The sequence below is a fragment of the Kitasatospora sp. NPDC004272 genome (assembly GCF_053603035.1).
The window spans coordinates 1-18,092 of sequence record NZ_JBSGET010000160.1; the positions used below are offsets into that span (position 1 = coordinate 1).

Consider the following 18,092-nt stretch of genomic DNA (forward strand, 5'->3'; position numbering starts at 1 on the left):
CGCCGTGGAGACCCCCGCGCCCGCCCCGGCGGACCCCCGGCCCGCGCTGCCCGAGTCCGCCGCCCGCCGGCTGGCCGTCCTGCTCGGCACCCGCGGCGGCCACGGCAGCACGGCCAACCTGGCCGAGCTGCTCCCGCAGTGGCTGGCCGCCGCCCGCACCCGCGGCTACCGGCTGCCGCCCGCCCTGGTCCCGCCCCTGCTGGACACCGCCCGGGCCCGTTCCGAACTGCGCACCGACGCCGTCGCCCTGGCCGGCCCGCTCGGCCGCTGGCTGGCCCCGCACAACCCGGACTGGAAGTACGTCACCCGCACCGCGGGCGAACCGGACGCCCTCGACCAGCCCGGTGAACTCCTGTGGCAGGAGGGCCTGTTCGCCGAACGCGTCACCCACCTGACCCGGCTGCGGCGCACCGACCCGGCCGCCGGGCTCGCCCTGCTCGCCTCCACCTGGAGCACCGAACGGGCCGAGGACCGGGTGCTGTTCCTCGACTCCCTGCAGGACGGGCTGTCCGCCGCCGACGAGGACTTCCTGGAGGCCGCGCTCTCCGACCGTTCCAAGAACGTCCGGGCCACCGCCGCGGAACTCCTCGCCACCCTCCCCGGCTCCGCCCTCGCCGCCCGGATGGCCGACCGCGCCCGCGCCGCCGTCCGGCACGAGGGCGACCGGCTGCACGTCACCCCGCCCACCGCCTGCGACGCCGCGATGCAGCGCGACGGCATACCGGTCAAGTCGCCCACCGGACGCGGCGAACGCGCCTGGTGGTTCGGCGAGGTCGTCGCCGGCGCGCCGCTGTCCCTGTGGACGGCCGGGACCGGCCTCACCCCCGAACAGCTGCTCGCGCTGCCCACCGTCGACTCGCCCGACGGCGGCGGCGCCGAGTGGGCCGAGGACCTGCGCGAGGCGTGGGCCCGCGCCGCCGTCCGCCAGCAGGACGCCGCCTGGGCCCGCGCCCTGCTCGGCACCCCGCCGCGCCCGGGCCGCGACACCCGCACCCCCGGCGCCCCGGCCAAGCTGCTGGCCGTCCTGCCGCCCGCCGAACGGGCCTCCTGGACGGCCGCGTTCGTCCAGACCCACGGCCTCGGCGACGCCTTCCAACTGCTCGGCGCCTGCGCCACCCCCTGGACGCCCCCGCTCTCCACCGCCGTCGTCGCCGCGCTCAAGCGCGCCGCGGAGCTCGGCTCCTACCCCTGGAGCCACAGCGGCGTCCTCGGCATGACCGAGCGCGCCCTGGCCCCCGAAACCGCCCCCGCCGTCGAGGCCCTCTGCACCGACACCTCCCCGGACACCGCCTGGGCCGACACCTTCACCCGCCTCGCGGGCACGCTGCGCTTCCGCCAGGCGATGCTCGCCGAGCTGGAGGGCTAGTGCCGCGTCAGGCACTGGGCGGGAACGGCGGGAGGCGAAAACCGGGCCGCTCAGCCGGCCCGCAGGTTGGACCGCACCCAGCTGACCACGTCCTGGGTGGAGGTGCCCGGGGTGAAGATGTCGGCGACGCCGAGGGCCTTGAGTTCGGTGATGTCCGCGTCGGGGATGATCCCGCCGCAGAAGACCTTGATGTCGGCGGCGTCCCGCTCCTTGAGGAGTTCGATCACCTTCGCGCAGAGGGTCATGTGCGCGCCGGAGAGGATGGACAGGCCGATGCCGTCCGCGTCCTCCTGGATCGCCGTGTCGACGATCTGCTCGGGGGTCTGGTGGAGGCCGGTGTAGATGACCTCCATGCCGGCGTCGCGCAGCGCCCGCGCGATGACCTTGGCTCCCCGGTCGTGCCCGTCGAGTCCGGGCTTGGCGACCACGACTCGGATCGGCCCCGACACCACCATGACTGCCTCCTGGACCACGTTGTCCACCACCCGGCCGCTCTCGGCCGCGGGCTCGGTGTTAACCACTTTTAACAGACCTGAGGGGAGGTTAGCGGCCCGTGGGGGCCGCCGTCCTTCCCCACCTGCCGAGAGGAGGGCAAAATCACAGCGTGCGGGGCCGACCGGCCGCTCAGAGCTTCTCGACGGGGGCGTACCGCAGCAGCAGTTCCTTGCGTCCGGCGGTGCCGAAGTCGACCGTGGCGCGGGCCTTGTCCCCGACGCCCTGGGTGGCGACGACGGTGCCGAGGCCGAAGCTGTCGTGGCTGACCCGGTCGCCGACGGCGAGCCCGACCACCTCCCGGTCGGTGACCGTCCGCGCGGACTTGCCCCAGCCGGCCTTCGGGGCGGCGGCGGAGAACCCGGAGCCGCGCGAGGAGCCCGAGCCGGACGAGCCGGCGGACGAGTAGCCGCGCGAGGGCGGCACCGCGGCCGCGCCGGTGCGCTTCCACTCGATCAGCTTGTCGGGGATCTCCTCCAGGAAGCGCGAGGCCGGGTTGTAGGAGGGCTGGCCCCAGGCGCTGCGCAGCACCGAGCGGGTCAGGTAGAGCCGCTGCCGGGCCCGGGTGAGGCCGACGTAGGCGAGGCGGCGCTCCTCCTCCAGCTCCTTGACCTGGTTGAGGGCCCGCATGTGCGGGAAGATCCCGTCCTCCATGCCGGTGAGGAAGACGACGGGGAACTCCAGGCCCTTGGCGGTGTGCAGGGTCATCATCGTGATGACGCCCGCGCCGTCCTCCTCGTCCGGGATCTGGTCGGAGTCCGCCACCAGCGCCACCCGCTCCAGGAAGTCGGCGAGCGAACCGACCGGCGGGCCCTCGTCGCCCTCGGGGCGCTCCCCCGGGTCCTTCTCGTACTCCAGGGCGACCGAGGCGAGTTCCTGGAGGTTCTCCACCCGGGTCTCGTCCTGCGGGTCGGTGGAGGACTGGAGCTCGGCGAGGTAGCCGGTCTCCTCCAGCACGGCCTCCAGGACGGCGGCAGGTCCGGCGCCGGACTCGACGACCTGGCGCAGCCCGGCCAGCAGTTCGTTGAACTTCTTCACCGCGTTGGCGGAGCGCGCGGCCATCCCGTACGCCTCGTCGACCCGGCGCAGCGCGGCGGCGAAGGAGATCCGCTCGCGGGAGGCGAGGGCGTCGATCATCGCCTCGGCGCGCTCGCCGATGCCGCGCTTGGGGACGTTGAGGATCCGGCGCAGCGGGACGGTGTCCTCGGGGTTGGAGAGCACCCGCAGGTAGGCCAGGACGTCCTTGACCTCCTTGCGCTCGTAGAAGCGGACGCCGCCGACGACCTTGTACGGCAGGCCGACCCGGATGAACACCTCTTCGAAGACCCGGGACTGGGCGTTGGTGCGGTAGAAGATCGCCACGTCGCCGGGGCGGGCGGCGCCCGCGTCGGTGAGCCGGTCGATCTCCTCGGCGATGAACTGGGCCTCGCCGTGCTCGTCGTCGGCGACGTAGCCGACGACCTGCTCGCCCTGGTCGCCGGCCGTCCAGAGGTTCTTCTTGCGGCGGTTGGTGTTGCGTTCGATGACCGAGTTGGCGGCGGTGAGGATGGTCTGGGTGGAGCGGTAGTTCTGCTCCAGCAGGATCGTCGTCGCGTTCGGGTAGTCCTCCTCGAACTGGAGGATGTTGCGGATGGTCGCGCCGCGGAAGGCGTAGATCGACTGGTCGGCGTCGCCGACCACGCACAGCTCGGCGGGCGGGATCTGGGCGAGCTGGGCGTCGGCGGGGTTGACGTGGTCGCCGTCGGCGGTCATCCGGGGGGCCTGCCCCGCGGAGCCGCCGGAGAGCTCGCGCACCAGCGTGTACTGGGCGTGGTTGGTGTCCTGGTACTCGTCGACCAGGATGTGCCGGAACCGGCGCCGGTAGTGCTCGGCGACGGCGGGGAACGCCTGCAGCAGGTTGACGGTGGACATGATGATGTCGTCGAAGTCGAGGGCGTTGGCCTCGCGCAGCCGCCGCTGGTAGAGGAAGTACGCCTCGGCGAGCTTCTTCTCCATCGGGTTGGCTGCCTGGTCGGCGTACGTCTCCTCGTCGATCAGCTCGTTCTTGAGGTTGCTGACCTTGGCGGTGAAGGACTTCGGCGGGAACTGCTTCGGGTCGAGGTCCAGGTCCCGGCAGACCAGGGCCATCAGGCGCTGCGAGTCCGCCGAGTCGTAGATCGAGAAGCTGGAGTTCATGCCCAGCTGCTTGGCCTCGCGGCGCAGGATCCGTACGCACGCGCTGTGGAAGGTGGAGACCCACATCGCCTTGGCGCGCGGGCCGACCAGCGCCTCGACGCGCTCGCGCATCTCGCCGGCGGCCTTGTTGGTGAAGGTGATCGCCAGGATCTCGCCGGGCTGCACGCCGCGGGCGGCCAGCAGGTGGGCGATCCGGTGGGTGAGCACCCGGGTCTTGCCGGAGCCGGCGCCGGCCACGATCAGCAGCGGCGACCCGGCGTGCAGCACGGCCTCGCGCTGCGGGTCGTTCATGCCCTCCAGCAGCTGCGCCGGGTCGACCACGGTGCGGGCGGCGCCGTTGCGGTGCCAGGCGTCGCGCTCGGCCTCGGCGGCGTGGTCGGTGGCGAACAGCCCGTCGGGGATGGCCTCCTCGCCGTAGCCGGGGTCGTACCCCCCGTCGTCGTACGGTTCGTCCGGGGGCGGCGCCTCCTCCTCGGACCACTGCCGGTCTGCGGGGCGGGGGCTCGACCCGACGGCGGGGCGCTCGAAGCCGGGGAGCGGGAGGTCATCGAAGAGGCTACTCATGGCCCTTCGAGTCTATGGCCCGCCGCCGACATCCCGTCCCGGCCGGTCCCCGCCCGGTGTTCCGGGCGGGGACCGGCCGGGACGTCCTAGCGGCGCTCCAGCAGCGACACCGTGATCCCCTGCACGTGCCGGACGGACTCCCGGGTGAACTGGGTGTTGAGGACCTTCACCTGCGCGTCGGGCAGGTTCTTGTACGGGTTGTCCTGCTCCCCGTACGTGACGACCCAGATGCGCTGGACGCCCTCCGCGCAACTGGCCGGCTGCGCGCACAGGACGGCGAAGAGGTCGTCGTTCTGCACCGGCGTCTTCTCGACGAACACGTCCTTGAGCTTGACGCTGTCGGGCAGGTAGTAGTCCAGCGCGAAGTCCAGCATCATGTACCTGTCGTTGCCCCGGACGGGCACCACCCCGTCCCCGGGCCGGTAGTCCTGCGCGATGATCCGGGCCGCGCCCTTCTCGTCGGTCCACTCGTGCGAGGTCCTGAGCCTCAGGTTCTGCTGGTCCTGGTAGCCGAGCAGGGCGGTGGCGACCAGGCCGACCACGACGAGCGCCCTCGGCCGCAGCGCCGCCAGGCCCGCCCCGGCCGCCACGGCCCAGGCGGGCACGGTGAAGAGCATGTACCGGTCGAGGAAGTACGAGGTGTGCCCCTGCGAGACGAACCAGAGCAGGGTGAACGGCAGGAAGGCGATGAGCCCGATCTCCACCGCGGGCCGCCGCCCCTTGGGCCAGGCCACCGGCAGCAGGGCGAGCCCGAAGACGCAGAAGCTCACCAGCGCCGACTGGTACAGGCCGTGCCAGTTCCAGACGAAGTCCTGCAGGTGGGGGACCTTCAGCCAGGAGATCTGGCGGCCGACCTGCCGGCGCCCGAGCAGGACCAGCGGCGCCACCGGCAGCAGGCCGACCAGTACCGCGGCCGGGAAGCCGATCAGCAGCCTCCGGCTCCGCTCCCGCCACCAGCGCATGGCCACGACGACCGCGTGCGGGAACAGGACGGAGAGCGCCACCATGTGGAGCAGGCCCGCCGCGGCGACGCTCGCCGTGTACGGCAGCCACCGCACGACGGACGGCCGCTCCAGGGCGCGCAGCAGGAACCACGTCGCCGCCGTCACCGCGAGCACCACGAAGGCGTACGAGCGGGCCTCCTGGGCGAACCGGGACACGCTGGGCAGCACCGCGAACAGCAGCCCGGCGACCAGGCCGGTGCGCACGCCGAACAGCTTGCGGCCGATCAGCGAGACGAACACCGCCGTGCCCGCCATGGCGAGGGCCGAGGGCAGCCGCAGCGAGGTCGTGGAGTCGCCGAACACCGAGACCCACAGGTGCATGAACAGGTAGTAGACACCCGAGACGGCGTCGACGTGCCGCAGCATGTCGACGAGGTCGCCGAAGCTGCGGCCGGCCGCGCTCCAGGTGGCGAGCTCGTCGCGCCACAGCTCGGGGCGCCAGCTACCGCGCACCCCTAGGACGAGGGTCAGCAGCGCGGCCCATATCCAGAAGGTGCGGGCAGCCCCCGTCCGCCACCGCGATCCGGCGGGGCCTTGCCCGGGTTCCGGCTCCGTTCCCCTGGCAAACGTGGCGACACGCGCCTTCAAGGAGCTGGTCGTCATCTCTTCAGGCCCTCGCCTCACGGTGAATTGGTGTAAACGAACACAAGGTAGCCACCGAAGACGCCCGACCAGAGGGCGGCGAACGACAGGACCACCGGAACGGCTCCCCGTGTGCGCACCTTGGCGAGGACGCTCGCGATCGGCAGCAGCAGCCCGATGGCGGGGAGGATGAAACGGGCTCGCGAGTTGAAGTAGGCGGCGTCGCCGATGGCCAGCGCCAGGATGAAGAAGCTGAACAGCAGCAGTGGCAGCGGCTGGCGCTGCAGCGCCGACAGGACGAAGAGCAGCACCGCCGCCGCCAGGGAACCCGCCACGACCACATCGGTCATCCAGATCGTGTTGGCCTGGCTGAACATGACGTGCAGGTAGTCGAAGGTCGAGCGGCCGAAGTCGAAGTGCGAGTCCCAGGCTTCCTGCACCTTGAAGTACCCGGTCAGGCTGTGCTTCTTCCAACCGACCCACAGGACGAAGCCCACGAAGCCGATCGGCGCGAGGACAGCGGCCAGCAGGAGTCGCCAGGGAGCGACGCGCTCCGCCTCCGGGAGGTCACCCCGGCGGGCGCGCCACCACTGGGCGACCAGCGCGACCAGGGCGGAGATGCTGACCGCCCCGGCGACCGCGACCGAGGTGGGACGGGTCAGCCCGGCGAGCAGGCTGAGCGACCCGGCCCAGATCCAGCGCCGGCTGACCGCCGCGTACACCGCCCAGACCGCGAAGGCGGTGAACATCAGCTCCGAGTAGGCGAGGCTCTCGACGATCGCGACCGGCAGCACGCCCCACAGCACCGCCGCGATGGTGCCGGCCCGGCGGCCGTACAGGTGGGCGCCCACCGCGAAGATGCCCCAGGCCGCGGCCAGGGAGGCCGCCCAGGCGATCAGCAGGGCGGCCTGCGGCACCGAGAGCGGCAGGAGCAGGTGGCACAGGCGGATCAGGGAGGGGTAGACCGGGAAGAAGGCGTACGCCTGGTACGGCCCGCGCGGCCCCGGCAGGGGCTTCGAACCGGAGTATCCGTGCTCGGCGATGTCCTGGTACCAGTAGGCGTCCCACATGGTGGCGAGCCGGTGCATCGCGCTCTCGTCGCCGTGGTGGTCCCAGAACAGCACGATCAGCACCCCGACCGCGCGCACGGCGGCGTAGCCCAGCAACGCCGGGGCGGCGTAGCGCAACTGGACGCGCAACCGCCCCAGCAGCCGTCGTCCCGGCCCCCCTACGGCCTTCCGGGCGCTAGCGCGCGACTCGGCGAGCTGGGTGGCCACTGCTTACTCCAAGGGTGCTCGTGATCGAAGGTGGTGCGCTGACCGGGGGCCGTCGGAGGGTACAGACTAACGGTGTCAGGACTGCGGTTCCGCCACCGCTGCCCGTTCCCCGGGGCCGGCCTGGACCCCGGGCTGGACGCCGGCCTGGATGCCGGGCGCGGGAGCGGCGCCCGAGGGCTGCCAGCGCTGGCGCCCGCCGGCCCGGATCTCCCGCATCGCGTTGTCCAGCCCGCGCTTGAGCCGCTTGGAGACCGGCCGCTCGACCAGCCGGTGGATCAGGTAGGCCAGCACCAGCATCCCCGCGATCAGCGAGAAGACGAGCACGTAGGCGTTGACCTTCGCGTGCAGCTTGTGGATGACCCACCAGCCGATCTCCTGGTGCACCAGGTAGACCGGGTAGGTCAGGGCGCCGGCGATGGTCAGCCACTTCCACTGGATGCGGTCCAGCCACCCCAGCGACACCGCGATCATGGCGCCGAACGCCAGCGTGATGAGTCCCAGCGTGACGGTGTAGGAGAGCGGGCCCTGGGCGTCCCAGCGGTAGCTCTTCAGCACCGGCTGGAGCTGGTGCTGGGCGAGCAGCCAGGCGAAGGCGATGATGCACCAGAGCAGCAGGTTGGGCCCGAACCGGTACATCAGGTACATCGCCATGCCGGCGATGAAGTACGGCGCCCACTGGGGGAAGAGCATGATCTGCAGCAGCGGGATGTCCGCGTTCGACGCGATGGCCGAGAAGAAGAGCCACAGGCCGCAGAACGCGACCATCTTGCGGTAGCTCAGCGCCCCGAGGGCCAGCACCAGGCCGAAGAGCACGTAGAAGCGGAGCTCGATGTAGAGCGTCCAGTAGACGCCGTCGATGCTCCGGCCGGCGATCCCGTCCTGCATCATCGTCAGGTTGGTGAGGATGTCGGTGTAGGACAGCGACTTCACCTTGTCCACCCACACGGGGCGGGCGAGGACCATGAGCGTTCCGGTCATGAAGACCGCGAGCCAGTAGGCCGGGAACAGGCGGGTCACCCGGGAGATCATGAAGTCGCCGGGCGACCTCCCCCACGCGGACATGCAGATGACGAACCCGCTGATCAGGAAGAAGAACGGGACGCCGATCCAGCCGTAGACGCTGACCTTGTGAAGCGTGGGCATCAGTACGCCGGGCTTGGTCCCCCACACGTCGGGGAACCGCTGGAAGCCCGTGTAGTGCCAGGTCATCGCCGCCACCGCGGCGACCAGCCGGAGTCCGTCGAGCGCGTAGAGCCTCGGACGGCGGGTCGGCGCCGGTGCGGTCCGAGCCGTCGCGAGGCCCGCGGCCGACCCTCCTCGACCGAGGCGGGTGATGAGTTGACTCACGGTAGGAACTTTCTCTCACGACGGGCTGTCACGGGAACGGGATTCAGCCGCGGCTGGCTTGGAGCGGGCATACCCTAGCAGCCGCTCGAACGCCTGGAAGGGACGGACGAGCGCCACAGCCGAGTGCAGGAGAGCACCGTGGCGACCACCAGCAGGACGTTGCGCAGGACGAGCACGGCGGTGAAGCCGGCGTGCCCGGCGACGATCTCCTGCCAGAAGAACGGGAACTCCACCGTGGTCAGCGCGGTCGCCACGAACAGCAGCCCGACCACCGCGCGCTGCGTGGTCAGCCGGTGGGTGAGGCAGACCGCGCCGAGGCCGGCCAGCCAGATCATGTACTGCGGGCTGATCACCCGGCTCGTGGTGACGAAGACCAGGGTCGCCGCCAGCGCGGCGTCCGCGGGGGTGGACGGCGAGAAGGTCCGGGCCCGCAGCCGCCAGAGCAGCAGCCAGGCGAAGCCGAGCACGGTCAGCGCGACCAGGGCCTTGCCGACGGCCCCCGCGTGGGGGCCGATGTACTCGAAGGAGCCGTAGCGGTAGGAGACCCCGCCCGGGTAGCCGAAGCGCTGGGCGACCAGCAGCGCGCTGCCGCCCAGGGACTCGAACTCCACGCCCCGGTGCCCCTGCTGCTTCAGGAAGGAGAAACCGCCGGTGAAGAAGAAGGACATGATCGCGGTGAGCGCCAGGGCCGAGACCAGGAAGCCGAACACGACCGACTTCAGGCCCTTGCCCCGGGGGGCGCCGAACACCGCGAAGGCGGGCCAGACCTTGATCATCGCACCGAGCGCGGCCAGCCCGCCGCCGAGCCGGCCGCTGCGCTCCAGGCAGAGCAGGCCGAGCACGGCGAAGAGCGTCACCACCACGTCGTAGCGCGCGTACGGGATGAACTGCATGAGCGGGAGCATCAGCGTCCACACCCAGGCCCCGCCCGTCGAACGGCCCGGCCGGGTGCCGGCCCGGAGCAGCGCGGCGAGGACCACGGCGTCGGCGATCAGGGTGACCACGATGAACGCCTGCACGTAGTTCACCGCGGGCACCAGGGTCGGCGCGAGGATCACCCCGGCCGCCCCCGGCGGGTACTGCCAGGTGGGGTCGCCGACCGGGAAGGACCCGTGCTGCAGGATCCGCGCCCACTTCTGGTAGAGGTGGTTCACCTCCCCGCCGGAGTTCTCGTGCGTGGTGAACACCATCATGATCATCAGCAGCCGGGTGCACGCCCAGACGACCAGCGGGGCGGCCACCCTCGTGTCCCAGGAGTCGACCCGCCAGGGCGAGAACCGGGTCGGCTCCGACGCTGCGGCCCTCCCTTCCGGGGAGGGCGGCGCGGACCCGGTCTCGGTGTCGATCGGGGAGGTGGGCATGACGCTCCAACGGGGAGGGCGATCGAGGCGGAGGGCATCGGCATGCCGAAACGGTGCCGTTCCAGGGCACGAGCTGCCGGATGCGGTGCAGCCGCGCACATACTATCTGCACACGACTGCACCCCGGCTCACTCGTGGTCAGTTCCGCACCGCACCAAGCACGGCAGCGCTCAGACCAGCCGGCGGGCGGTGGCCCAGCGGGTCAGCTCGTGCCGGTTGGAGAGCTGCAGCTTGCGCAGCACCGCCGAGACGTGGCTCTCCACCGTCTTGACCGAGATGAACAGCTGCTTGGCGATCTCCTTGTAGGCGTAGCCGCGGGCGATCAGCCGCAGCACCTCGCGCTCGCGCTGGGTGAGCCGGTCGAGGTCCTCGTCGACCGGCGGGGTGTCGGTGGCGGCGAAGGCGTCCAGGACGAAGCCGGCCAGCCGGGGCGAGAACACCGCGTCGCCGTCGGCGATCCGGAAGACCGCGTTGACCAGGTCGGTGCCGGTGATGGTCTTGGTGACGTAGCCGCGGGCGCCGCCGCGGATCACCCCGATCACGTCCTCGGCGGCGTCCGAGACGGACAGCGCCAGGAAGCGCACCCCCTCCACCCCGGCCGAGCGGCGCAGCACCTCGACGCCGCCGCCGCCGGGCAGGTGGACGTCGAGCAGCACCACGTCGGGCCGGGTCTCGGCGACCACCCGGACCGCGGACTCCACGTCGTCGGCCTCGCCGACCACGTCGATGCCGGTCTCGTCGGTGCGTCCGATCTCGGCGCGCACGCCGGTGCGGAACATCCGGTGGTCGTCGACCAGGACCACCCGGGCCCGCCTGCCGGGTGCCGCCTCCTGCGCCGCTGCGTCAGTCATCTGCCGCCCTCTCCATCTCCAGCTCGACCTCGGTCCCGCCGTCCGGCGCGGGCCGCACCCGCGCGGTGCCCCCGTTGCGCCGCATCCGGCCGATGATCGATTCGCGTACGCCCATGCGGTCCTCGGGGAGGTCGTCGGGGTCGAAGCCGGGGCCGTGGTCGCGGACGAACACCGACACCGTCCTCCCCTCCACCTCCGCGTAGACCTGGACCGGTCCACCGCCACCGTACTTGGCGGCGTTCACCATGGCTTCCCTGGCGGCCCTCATCTGCGAGGCGATCTTCTCGTCCATCGGGCAGTCGCCGACGCAGACCAGCTCCAGGTGCGCGCCGTGCCGGTCCTCGACCTCGGCGACGATCTCCCGCAGGTGCTCGGCGAGGGTGTCGGGGGCCTGCTCGGCGGCGGCCTCCGGGCGGTACAGCCACAGCCGCAGCTCGCGCTCCTGGGCGCGGGCCAGGCGCAGCACCTCCTTGGGGTCCTCGGCCCGGCGCTGGATCAGGGTGAGGGTGTGCAGCACCGAGTCGTGGACGTGCGCGGCGATCTCGGCCCGCTCCTGGGCCCGGATGCGGGCGGTGCGCTCGGCGCCGAGGTCCTGCCACATCCGCAGCATGGACGGGCCGCCGAGCACCAGCACGCCCGCGACCACGGCCAGCGAGGACTCGACGACCAGCGCGACCGGCGAGTCCACGCCCTGGGTGACGAAGTAGCCGATGATGCCGGCCACCACCAGCAGCACCCCGGACAGCACCCGCAGGTAGGCGCCCTTGCGGCTGCCCGGCTCCAGGCCGAACCAGCTCTGCCAGCGCGAGTCGTCGGCCTGCCGCCACACCAGGGCGACGCCGATGCCGACCGCGAGCAGCGGCCACACGTACGGCTTGGCGGTCTGGACGCCCAGCGCGGACAGCAGCGCCATCACGCCGATCACCAGCGCGACCAGGGCGAACAGCTGGCCCATGCTGCCGGCCCGGCCGCGGCCGGGCACCGGGGCGGGGACGTCCGCCGCCGCGGCGACGGCGCCCTCCTCGCCGTGGAAGGTGCGCTCCAGCAGGTCGCGCAGCCGCCCGAAGCGGCCGGGGGCGCCCTCCCCGGGGCGCCGGGCGGGGCGCTCGGCGCCGGGGGCGGCCTGGTTGATGCCCAGCGGCACCACGACCCAGAACGCGGCGTACAGCAGGGCGCCGATGCCCTCGGAGAAGAACAGCACGATGAACGCCAGCCGCACCCAGGTGACCGGCACGCCGAGGTGGGTGGCCAGCCCCTGGCAGACGCCGCCGAGGATCCGCCCGTGCGGGCTGCGGTACAGCCGCCGGTAGGGCGGCTCGCCGGCCGGCGGGTCGGCCGGGGCGGGCTCGGTGCTCCTGGGTTCGGTGCTCCTGGGTTCGGTGCTTCTGCTCTCCGGTGCGGCCACGGCACCGATGGTGGCAGGTGCCGGCGCGGCGGCGCATCAGGGTCCGGCCCCTAGGACCCCTCAGGGACAGTTCAGGGTCGCCCCCGGGCCCCGGACGGTTGGGCGGGACCCGGCGGCCCGGAAGGATGGGGGACATGACGGACGACCAGATCCCTCAGGAGCCGCAGGCCGCCCCGGACGGGGGCCGCCCGGCGCTCACCCGTTCCTCCCGGCACCGGGTGGTGGCGGGCGTGTGCGGCGGCCTGGGCCGCTACCTGGACATCGACCCGGTGGTGTTCCGGGTGGTGATCGCCGTGCTCGGCCTGACCGGCGGGCTCGGCCTGTTCATCTACGGCCTGGCCTGGCTGGTGGTGCCGCGGGAGGCCGCGGACGGCGAGGGCGGCACCACCGAGCTGCACCGGGTGCTGACCGGCCGGGTCGACGGCCAGTCGGTGGGCGCGGTGCTGGTGACGGTGATCGGCACCGGGGTGTTCTTCTCCTCGATGGGCGACGGCGGCCAGCTGTTCCCGCTGCTGCTGCTGGCGGCGCTGGTGTTCCTGGCGCTGCGCTACGACCCGGAGCGGCGGCGGCGCTTCGACGGCGACGCGCCGCCCGCGGCCGGCGCCCCCGGCCCGCGCGACCGGCTGGAGGACGGCGGCCCGCTCACCGACTGGAAGACCTGGGGCGAGTCGGTCGGCCGGGACCTGCGGGTGGAGTGGCGGGCCCGCGGCGCGGAGTTCCAGGAGCGGGTGCGCGCCTGGCAGGAGGAGCGGGCGGCCGGCGGCACCGAGGAGCGGCCCGCCGACACCCCGCCGGTCGGCCCGTCCGGCTACCTGTGGGACCCGCGGCACCCGGAGCGCAACCCGTACGGCGGCCCGACCCCGCCCGGGGCGCCCGCGCAGCCGTGGTGGCAGCGCACCGACCTGCCGGCGGGCGACCCGCTGCGCAAGGAGCCCCGCCCGGAGGACCCCGGGGAGGACGACGGCGAGGAGACCTACCAGGAGCGGATGGAACGCCGGATGGCGAACCACCGCGTCCGGCAGCGGGAGGCGATGGAGCGCCACCGGGCGAGCATGGAGCGCCACCGCGAGTGGAAGGCCCGGCGCCGGGCCGAGCGCGGCACCCCGGTGCTGGGCGCGTCGGCGGTGCTGGTGGCGGTCGGCGCGTCCTGGGCGGTGGCGGCGAGCGACCACGGGCAGCACCGCTGGTCGACGGTGCTGGCGGTGGCGCTGCTGCCGCTGGGCCTGGCGATGGTGGTCAGCTCCCGCTGGGGCCGCACCCGCGGCCTGACCTTCCTGTCGCTGCTGCTGACGGCGGGCCTGGTGCTCGCGGCCGGCACCTCGGCGACGGTCGCGGACTCGGCGGGCGACCGCGCCTGGACCGCCGCCGGGGACGACCTGCGCCCGCACTACACGCTGCTGGTCGGCGACGCGAAGCTCGACCTGTCGGCGCTGGACCCCGGCAGCGGCACCCTGGCCACCGAGCTGCGGCTCGGCGCGGGCAACGCCCGGGTGACCGTGCCGTCCGGGACGGAGCTGCGGCTGAAGCTGCGCGACGGCGCGGGCGAGGTCCGGCTGCCGGACGGCCAGGAGTTCAACGGGCCGTTCACCAACGAGGACGTGGTGCTCGAAGTCCCGGACGGACAGCCGTCCAGGGGCGTACTGGAACTGACGGTGACCGTGGGCGCCGGGAACATCGAGGTGGTGCGGTGATGAGGAAGCATCGGTTCGACCTGTACGCGCTGATCGCGGGGGGCCTGTTCACCGCACTGGCGCTGCTGTACCTGGTGGCCTCGCTGAACGACCGCGAGGTGAACAGCCGCTTCGTGCTGCCGCTGGCGTGCATCGTGCTCGGCGCCGGCGGACTGGCCGGCGCCCTGGTGGCGGCGTCCCGGCGCGGCCGGGGCGGGGCCCGCGACGACGACCACCGCCTGGACTGACCGTCAGGACTTCTGCGGGCCGAGCTCCAGCCGGTCGCCGTTCTTGCTGACCCCGTACGCGGGCAGCGGCTTCACGGCCGGGCCGGTGATCACCGCGCCGGTGGCGGCGTCGAACGTGGAGCCGTGGCAGGGGCAGTAGAGCTTGCCGTCCTTGGGCGGGTTGACCGCGCAGCCGGAGTGGGTGCAGACCGAGGACAGGCCGGCGTACTGCCCGGCGGCGGGCTGGACGATGTAGACGGCGTCCCCGCTGGCCGGGTCCTTGACGGTGGCGGAGCCGCCGACCGGGACCTGCGCGGCGGGCACCGAGGGGCCGGCCTGCGGGACGGGGCTGGTGGCGCCGGCCCCGGACGCGGCGGCGGGGGTCTCGTCCCGGCCGAAGCTGGCGGTGAGCGAGCCGGAGAGCAGCCCGGCGCCGCCGAGCGCGACGGCCGCGATGCCGCCGTCGAGCAGGGCGCGGCGGCGCACCGCGTCCTCGGCCAGGCCGCGGGCCCGGTCGCGGGCGGCCCGGGCGGCGAGGTAGCCGTCGACCGACAGGTGGGGGGTGCCGGCCAGCAGCAGCGGCGTCCAGGCCAGCAGGTAGGCCAGGTCGTTGCCGAGGTAGTACGGGGTGGTGTGGAAGCTGACGGTCAGCCAGAGGGTGGCGGACAGCAGCACGCCGCCGAGCCCGGCGATCCGGCCCCACAGGCCGAACAGGGTGCCCAGGCCGACGGCCAGTTCGCCGAAGGCGACCAGCAGGCCGAAGAAGGTGGGCGCGTGCAGCGCCGGGGACAGCGCCCAGCCGATCGGGCTGCTGTCCTCGGCGGCCTTGGTCTGGGCGTAGAAGGAGGCCGGGTCACCCGCCCCGGCCAGGTAGTGCGCGTCCGAGAGCTTGTCGAAGGCGGCGTAGACGAAGGTGACGCCGAGGAACAGCCGCAGCGGCAGCAGCGCGAAGCGCGACCCCGCGGCCTTCCACTGGGTGATCCTGGCGCCCGCCGTACCGCCCGCCGTGTTGCCCGTCCCCGTCGCCATCCTCGCCGCCCTCTCCCTCGCCGCCTGCCGTCCGCCGGCGCCGTCGCCGACCGGACCGGGTCCGATTGTGCCCGGTGCCCTTCCCACATGGCCGCGCCGCCACTCCCCTGGCGCGGGAAGCGGCGGCGCGGTCACACGGTTGCCGGTGGGATCACTCCCACTCGATGGTGCCCGGCGGCTTGGAGGTGACGTCCAGGACGACCCGGTTGACGTCCTTGACCTCGTTGGTGATCCGGGTGGAGATCTTCGCCAGCACCTCGTAGGGCAGCCGCGACCAGTCCGCGGTCATGGCGTCCTCGGAGGAGACCGGGCGCAGCACGATCGGGTGGCCGTAGGTGCGGCCGTCGCCCTGCACGCCGACCGAGCGGACGTCGGCCAGCAGCACCACGGGGCACTGCCAGATCTCGGTGTCCAGGCCGGCCAGGGTCAGTTCCTCGCGGGCGATGGCGTCGGCCTCGCGGAGCAGGTCCAGGCGCTCCTTGGTGACCTCGCCGACGATCCGGATGCCCAGGCCGGGGCCGGGGAACGGCTGGCGCTGGACGATCTCGGCGGGCAGGCCGAGCTCCTGGCCGACCATCCGGACCTCGTCCTTGAACAGCTTGCGCAGCGGCTCGACGAGCTGGAACTCCAGGTCCTCGGGGAGGCCGCCGACGTTGTGGTGGGACTTGATGTTGGCGGTGCCGGTGCCGCCGCCGGACTCCACCACGTCCGGGTACAGCGTGCCCTGGACCAGGAACTCCACGGCCGGGCCCTCGTCGGCGATGATGTCGGCCTGGGCCTGCTCGAAGACCCGGATGAACTCGCGGCCGATGATCTTGCGCTTCTGCTCGGGGTCCGAGACGCCCTTCAGCGCGGTCAGGAAGCGCTCCTCGGCGTCGACCACGACCAGCTTGACGCCGGTGGCCGCGACGAAGTCCTTCTCGACCTGCTCGGTCTCGCCCTTGCGCATCAGGCCGTGGTCGACGTACACGCAGGTCAGCCGGTCGCCGATGGCGCGGGCCACCAGCGCGGCGGCGACCGCGGAGTCCACGCCGCCGGACAGGCCGCAGACGGCGCGCTTGTCGCCGACCTGCTCGCGGATCAGCGCGACCTGCTCCTCGACCACGTTGGTGGTGGTCCAGTTCGGGGCGATGCCCGCGCCGCGGTACAGGAAGTGCTCCAGCACCTGCTGGCCGTGCTCGGAGTGCATCACCTCGGGGTGGTACTGCACGCCGTACAGCTTGAGGTCGTCGTTCTCGAAGGCGGCGACCGGCACCACGTCGGTGGACGCGGTGACGGTGAAGCCCTCGGGCGCGGCCGAGCAGGCGTCGCCGTGCGACATCCACACCGACTGCTGCGCCGGGGTGCCCTCGAACAGGGTGGAGCCGGGGCGGGAGACGGCCAGCGGGGTGCGGCCGTACTCGCGGGCGCCGCTGTTGTCGACGGTGCCGCCGAGGGTCTTGGCCATCAGCTGGAAGCCGTAGCACATGCCGAAGACCGGGACGCCGGCCTCGAAGAGCGCGCGGTCGAGCTGCGGGGCGCCTTCCTCGTACACCGACGACGGACCGCCGGAGAGGATGATCGCCTTCGGGTTCTTGGCGAGCATCTCGGCGACCGGCATGGTGCTCGGCACGATCTCGCTGTAGACCCGCGCCTCACGCACCCGACGGGCGATGAGCTGGGCGTACTGGGCACCGAAGTCGACGACCAGGACGGTGTCGTTCTCGGGTGCGGACTGGACGGGGGAATCAGCGGACACAGACGGCCTTCCGGCGGCGGTACAAGGGGGTGTCACCCCCGAGTCTACCGGGACGCTTTCACCCGACTGCCCGCGCCGCCGCCCGTGACCGCGCGCCCCGGCGGATCGTTGCACCGGGAGACCGCGCACGACGCCGGCACCCTCCAGGTGCGGGCGGTACCGCGCGGCGGAACCACGCGTGGATCAATCTCCGGTCCACCGGGTGCGCGTGGCGGGCACGGGCCCGCCGTGGGACCGCGCCCCGGTGCAGCGGTCGGGTCAGCAGGGGACAGCGACCCCGTCCGCGACCGGGCGGACCCGGGGTGTGGCGGCCGGTACCGGTGCCGGCCGCCACACCTCAGTCAGCCGCCCGCCCCGGCGTACGCCCCGGTACGCCCCGCAAGCACTTATCACGCACGGTCACCGCCCCCGGCGGGCGGACCGGCGCCGCCCCGCGCCGCGTCCGGTTCCGGCCGTACTCCTCATTTACGCCGAATCGGTTGCACGGCAAGGCCCTCGTCCAGGACGATGCATGGAGGCGGAAGGCTCACCGTGCACCTCCCGTCCTGGAGAGCCCGTTCTCGCGGACGGCTCCCTTTCACGCTCCGTGAGGCCCATCCGGCCCCGGCGCGTGCCCTGGACCACTTCTCCGCGACGGCGCCCATCCCCCGGCGCCGTCACCCAGCACCGGCGCGGCCCTGACGCCGAGTGCTGTGACAAAGGGCCCCGTTCCCCCGCGGGGCCCTTTGCCCTTTCCGGGCCCGGGTCGGCCTGCGCCTGCCCGGGTCGGTCGGCCCGGTTCAGTCGGCCCGGGGGCGGCGGAACGCGGCGTGCGGGTCCCCGTCCTCGTCGAACGGCACGGCGGCGGCCGGCGGCTCGTCGACCACCAGCTCGACCGAGCCGTGCGCGCCCGGGTCCAGCCGGTCGGTGACGGCCTGGCCGGGCAGCACCGGGGTGCCGGGCAGCGCGCCGGGCGGCGGCGGCACCGCCGCGCCCGTTCGGCCCGCCGCTGCCGCCGGCCCCGG

Annotated in this window: 13 protein-coding genes and 1 pseudogene; 3 read left to right on the forward strand and 11 right to left on the reverse strand. The window is 73.1% G+C overall.

Going from position 1 to position 18,092, the window contains the following annotated elements; genetic code table 11:
- A partial coding sequence (locus ACWEO5_RS33325) for a DUF5691 domain-containing protein (RefSeq protein ID WP_452165871.1) occupies nucleotides 1–1,366 on the forward strand: 1,366 nt, incomplete at its 5' end.
- A gap of 50 nt (nucleotides 1,367–1,416) precedes the next feature.
- Here ACWEO5_RS33325 and ACWEO5_RS33330 read toward each other — a convergent pair.
- The 8 genes from ACWEO5_RS33330 to ACWEO5_RS33365 all read right to left on the reverse strand — a co-directional run bounded on the left by ACWEO5_RS33330 (nucleotide 1,417) and on the right by ACWEO5_RS33365 (nucleotide 12,424).
- Nucleotides 1,417–1,821: a cobalamin B12-binding domain-containing protein gene (locus ACWEO5_RS33330; RefSeq protein WP_344552062.1), complete on the reverse strand. Its 405-nt coding sequence runs from the start codon at nucleotides 1,819–1,821 to the stop codon at nucleotides 1,417–1,419.
- A 169-nt stretch (nucleotides 1,822–1,990) separates the two neighbouring features.
- Nucleotides 1,991–4,597: a DNA helicase PcrA gene (gene pcrA / locus ACWEO5_RS33335; RefSeq protein WP_452165872.1), complete on the reverse strand. Its 2,607-nt coding sequence runs from the start codon at nucleotides 4,595–4,597 to the stop codon at nucleotides 1,991–1,993.
- Nucleotides 4,598–4,683: 86 nt separating this feature from the next.
- Entirely contained in the window at nucleotides 4,684–6,054 is a 1,371-nt protein-coding gene (locus ACWEO5_RS33340) for a glycosyltransferase family 39 protein (RefSeq protein WP_452165873.1), read from the reverse strand.
- 167 nt (nucleotides 6,055–6,221) lie between these two features.
- Nucleotides 6,222–7,460, reverse strand: coding sequence for a hypothetical protein (locus tag ACWEO5_RS33345; RefSeq protein ID WP_452165874.1), 1,239 nt, complete (start codon nucleotides 7,458–7,460; stop codon nucleotides 6,222–6,224).
- Nucleotides 7,461–7,535: 75 nt separating this feature from the next.
- Nucleotides 7,536–8,807: an acyltransferase family protein gene (locus ACWEO5_RS33350; RefSeq protein WP_452165875.1), complete on the reverse strand. Its 1,272-nt coding sequence runs from the start codon at nucleotides 8,805–8,807 to the stop codon at nucleotides 7,536–7,538.
- Nucleotides 8,808–8,881: 74 nt separating this feature from the next.
- Nucleotides 8,882–10,168 (reverse strand): glycosyltransferase 87 family protein, encoded by a 1,287-nt coding sequence (locus tag ACWEO5_RS33355; RefSeq protein WP_452165876.1) that lies wholly within the window; start codon nucleotides 10,166–10,168, stop codon nucleotides 8,882–8,884.
- A gap of 170 nt (nucleotides 10,169–10,338) precedes the next feature.
- Complete coding sequence (locus ACWEO5_RS33360; protein WP_344551990.1) at nucleotides 10,339–11,019, reverse strand: response regulator transcription factor; 681 nt, start codon at nucleotides 11,017–11,019, stop codon at nucleotides 10,339–10,341.
- Nucleotides 11,012–12,424: a PspC domain-containing protein gene (locus tag ACWEO5_RS33365; protein WP_452165877.1), complete on the reverse strand. Its 1,413-nt coding sequence runs from the start codon at nucleotides 12,422–12,424 to the stop codon at nucleotides 11,012–11,014. The genes ACWEO5_RS33360 and ACWEO5_RS33365 overlap by 8 nt, the downstream gene beginning before the upstream one ends.
- A 134-nt stretch (nucleotides 12,425–12,558) precedes the next feature.
- Between ACWEO5_RS33365 and ACWEO5_RS33370 the strand changes: the two genes are divergently transcribed.
- Nucleotides 12,559–14,115: a PspC domain-containing protein gene (locus ACWEO5_RS33370; protein WP_452165878.1), complete on the forward strand. Its 1,557-nt coding sequence runs from the start codon at nucleotides 12,559–12,561 to the stop codon at nucleotides 14,113–14,115.
- Nucleotides 14,115–14,342, forward strand: a complete 228-nt coding sequence (locus ACWEO5_RS33375; RefSeq protein ID WP_452165879.1) for a hypothetical protein — start codon at nucleotides 14,115–14,117, stop codon at nucleotides 14,340–14,342. Before ACWEO5_RS33370 ends, ACWEO5_RS33375 begins: the two co-directional genes overlap by 1 nt.
- 3 nt (nucleotides 14,343–14,345) lie before the next feature.
- Here the strand turns inward: ACWEO5_RS33375 and ACWEO5_RS33380 are convergent, their stop codons facing one another.
- The 3 genes and pseudogenes from ACWEO5_RS33380 to ACWEO5_RS33390 form a co-directional block, all read right to left on the reverse strand.
- Nucleotides 14,346–15,350 carry a Rieske 2Fe-2S domain-containing protein gene (locus ACWEO5_RS33380; protein ID WP_452165880.1) on the reverse strand — a complete coding sequence of 335 codons (1,005 nt, stop codon included), beginning with the start codon at nucleotides 15,348–15,350 and terminating at the stop codon, nucleotides 14,346–14,348.
- A gap of 151 nt (nucleotides 15,351–15,501) precedes the next feature.
- Nucleotides 15,502–17,088 carry a glutamine-hydrolyzing GMP synthase gene (gene guaA / locus ACWEO5_RS33385; protein WP_344551995.1) on the reverse strand — a complete coding sequence of 529 codons (1,587 nt, stop codon included), beginning with the start codon at nucleotides 17,086–17,088 and terminating at the stop codon, nucleotides 15,502–15,504.
- Between the two features lie 779 nt (nucleotides 17,089–17,867).
- Nucleotides 17,868–18,092: pseudogene (locus ACWEO5_RS33390) on the reverse strand (hypothetical protein); the annotation flags it as partial.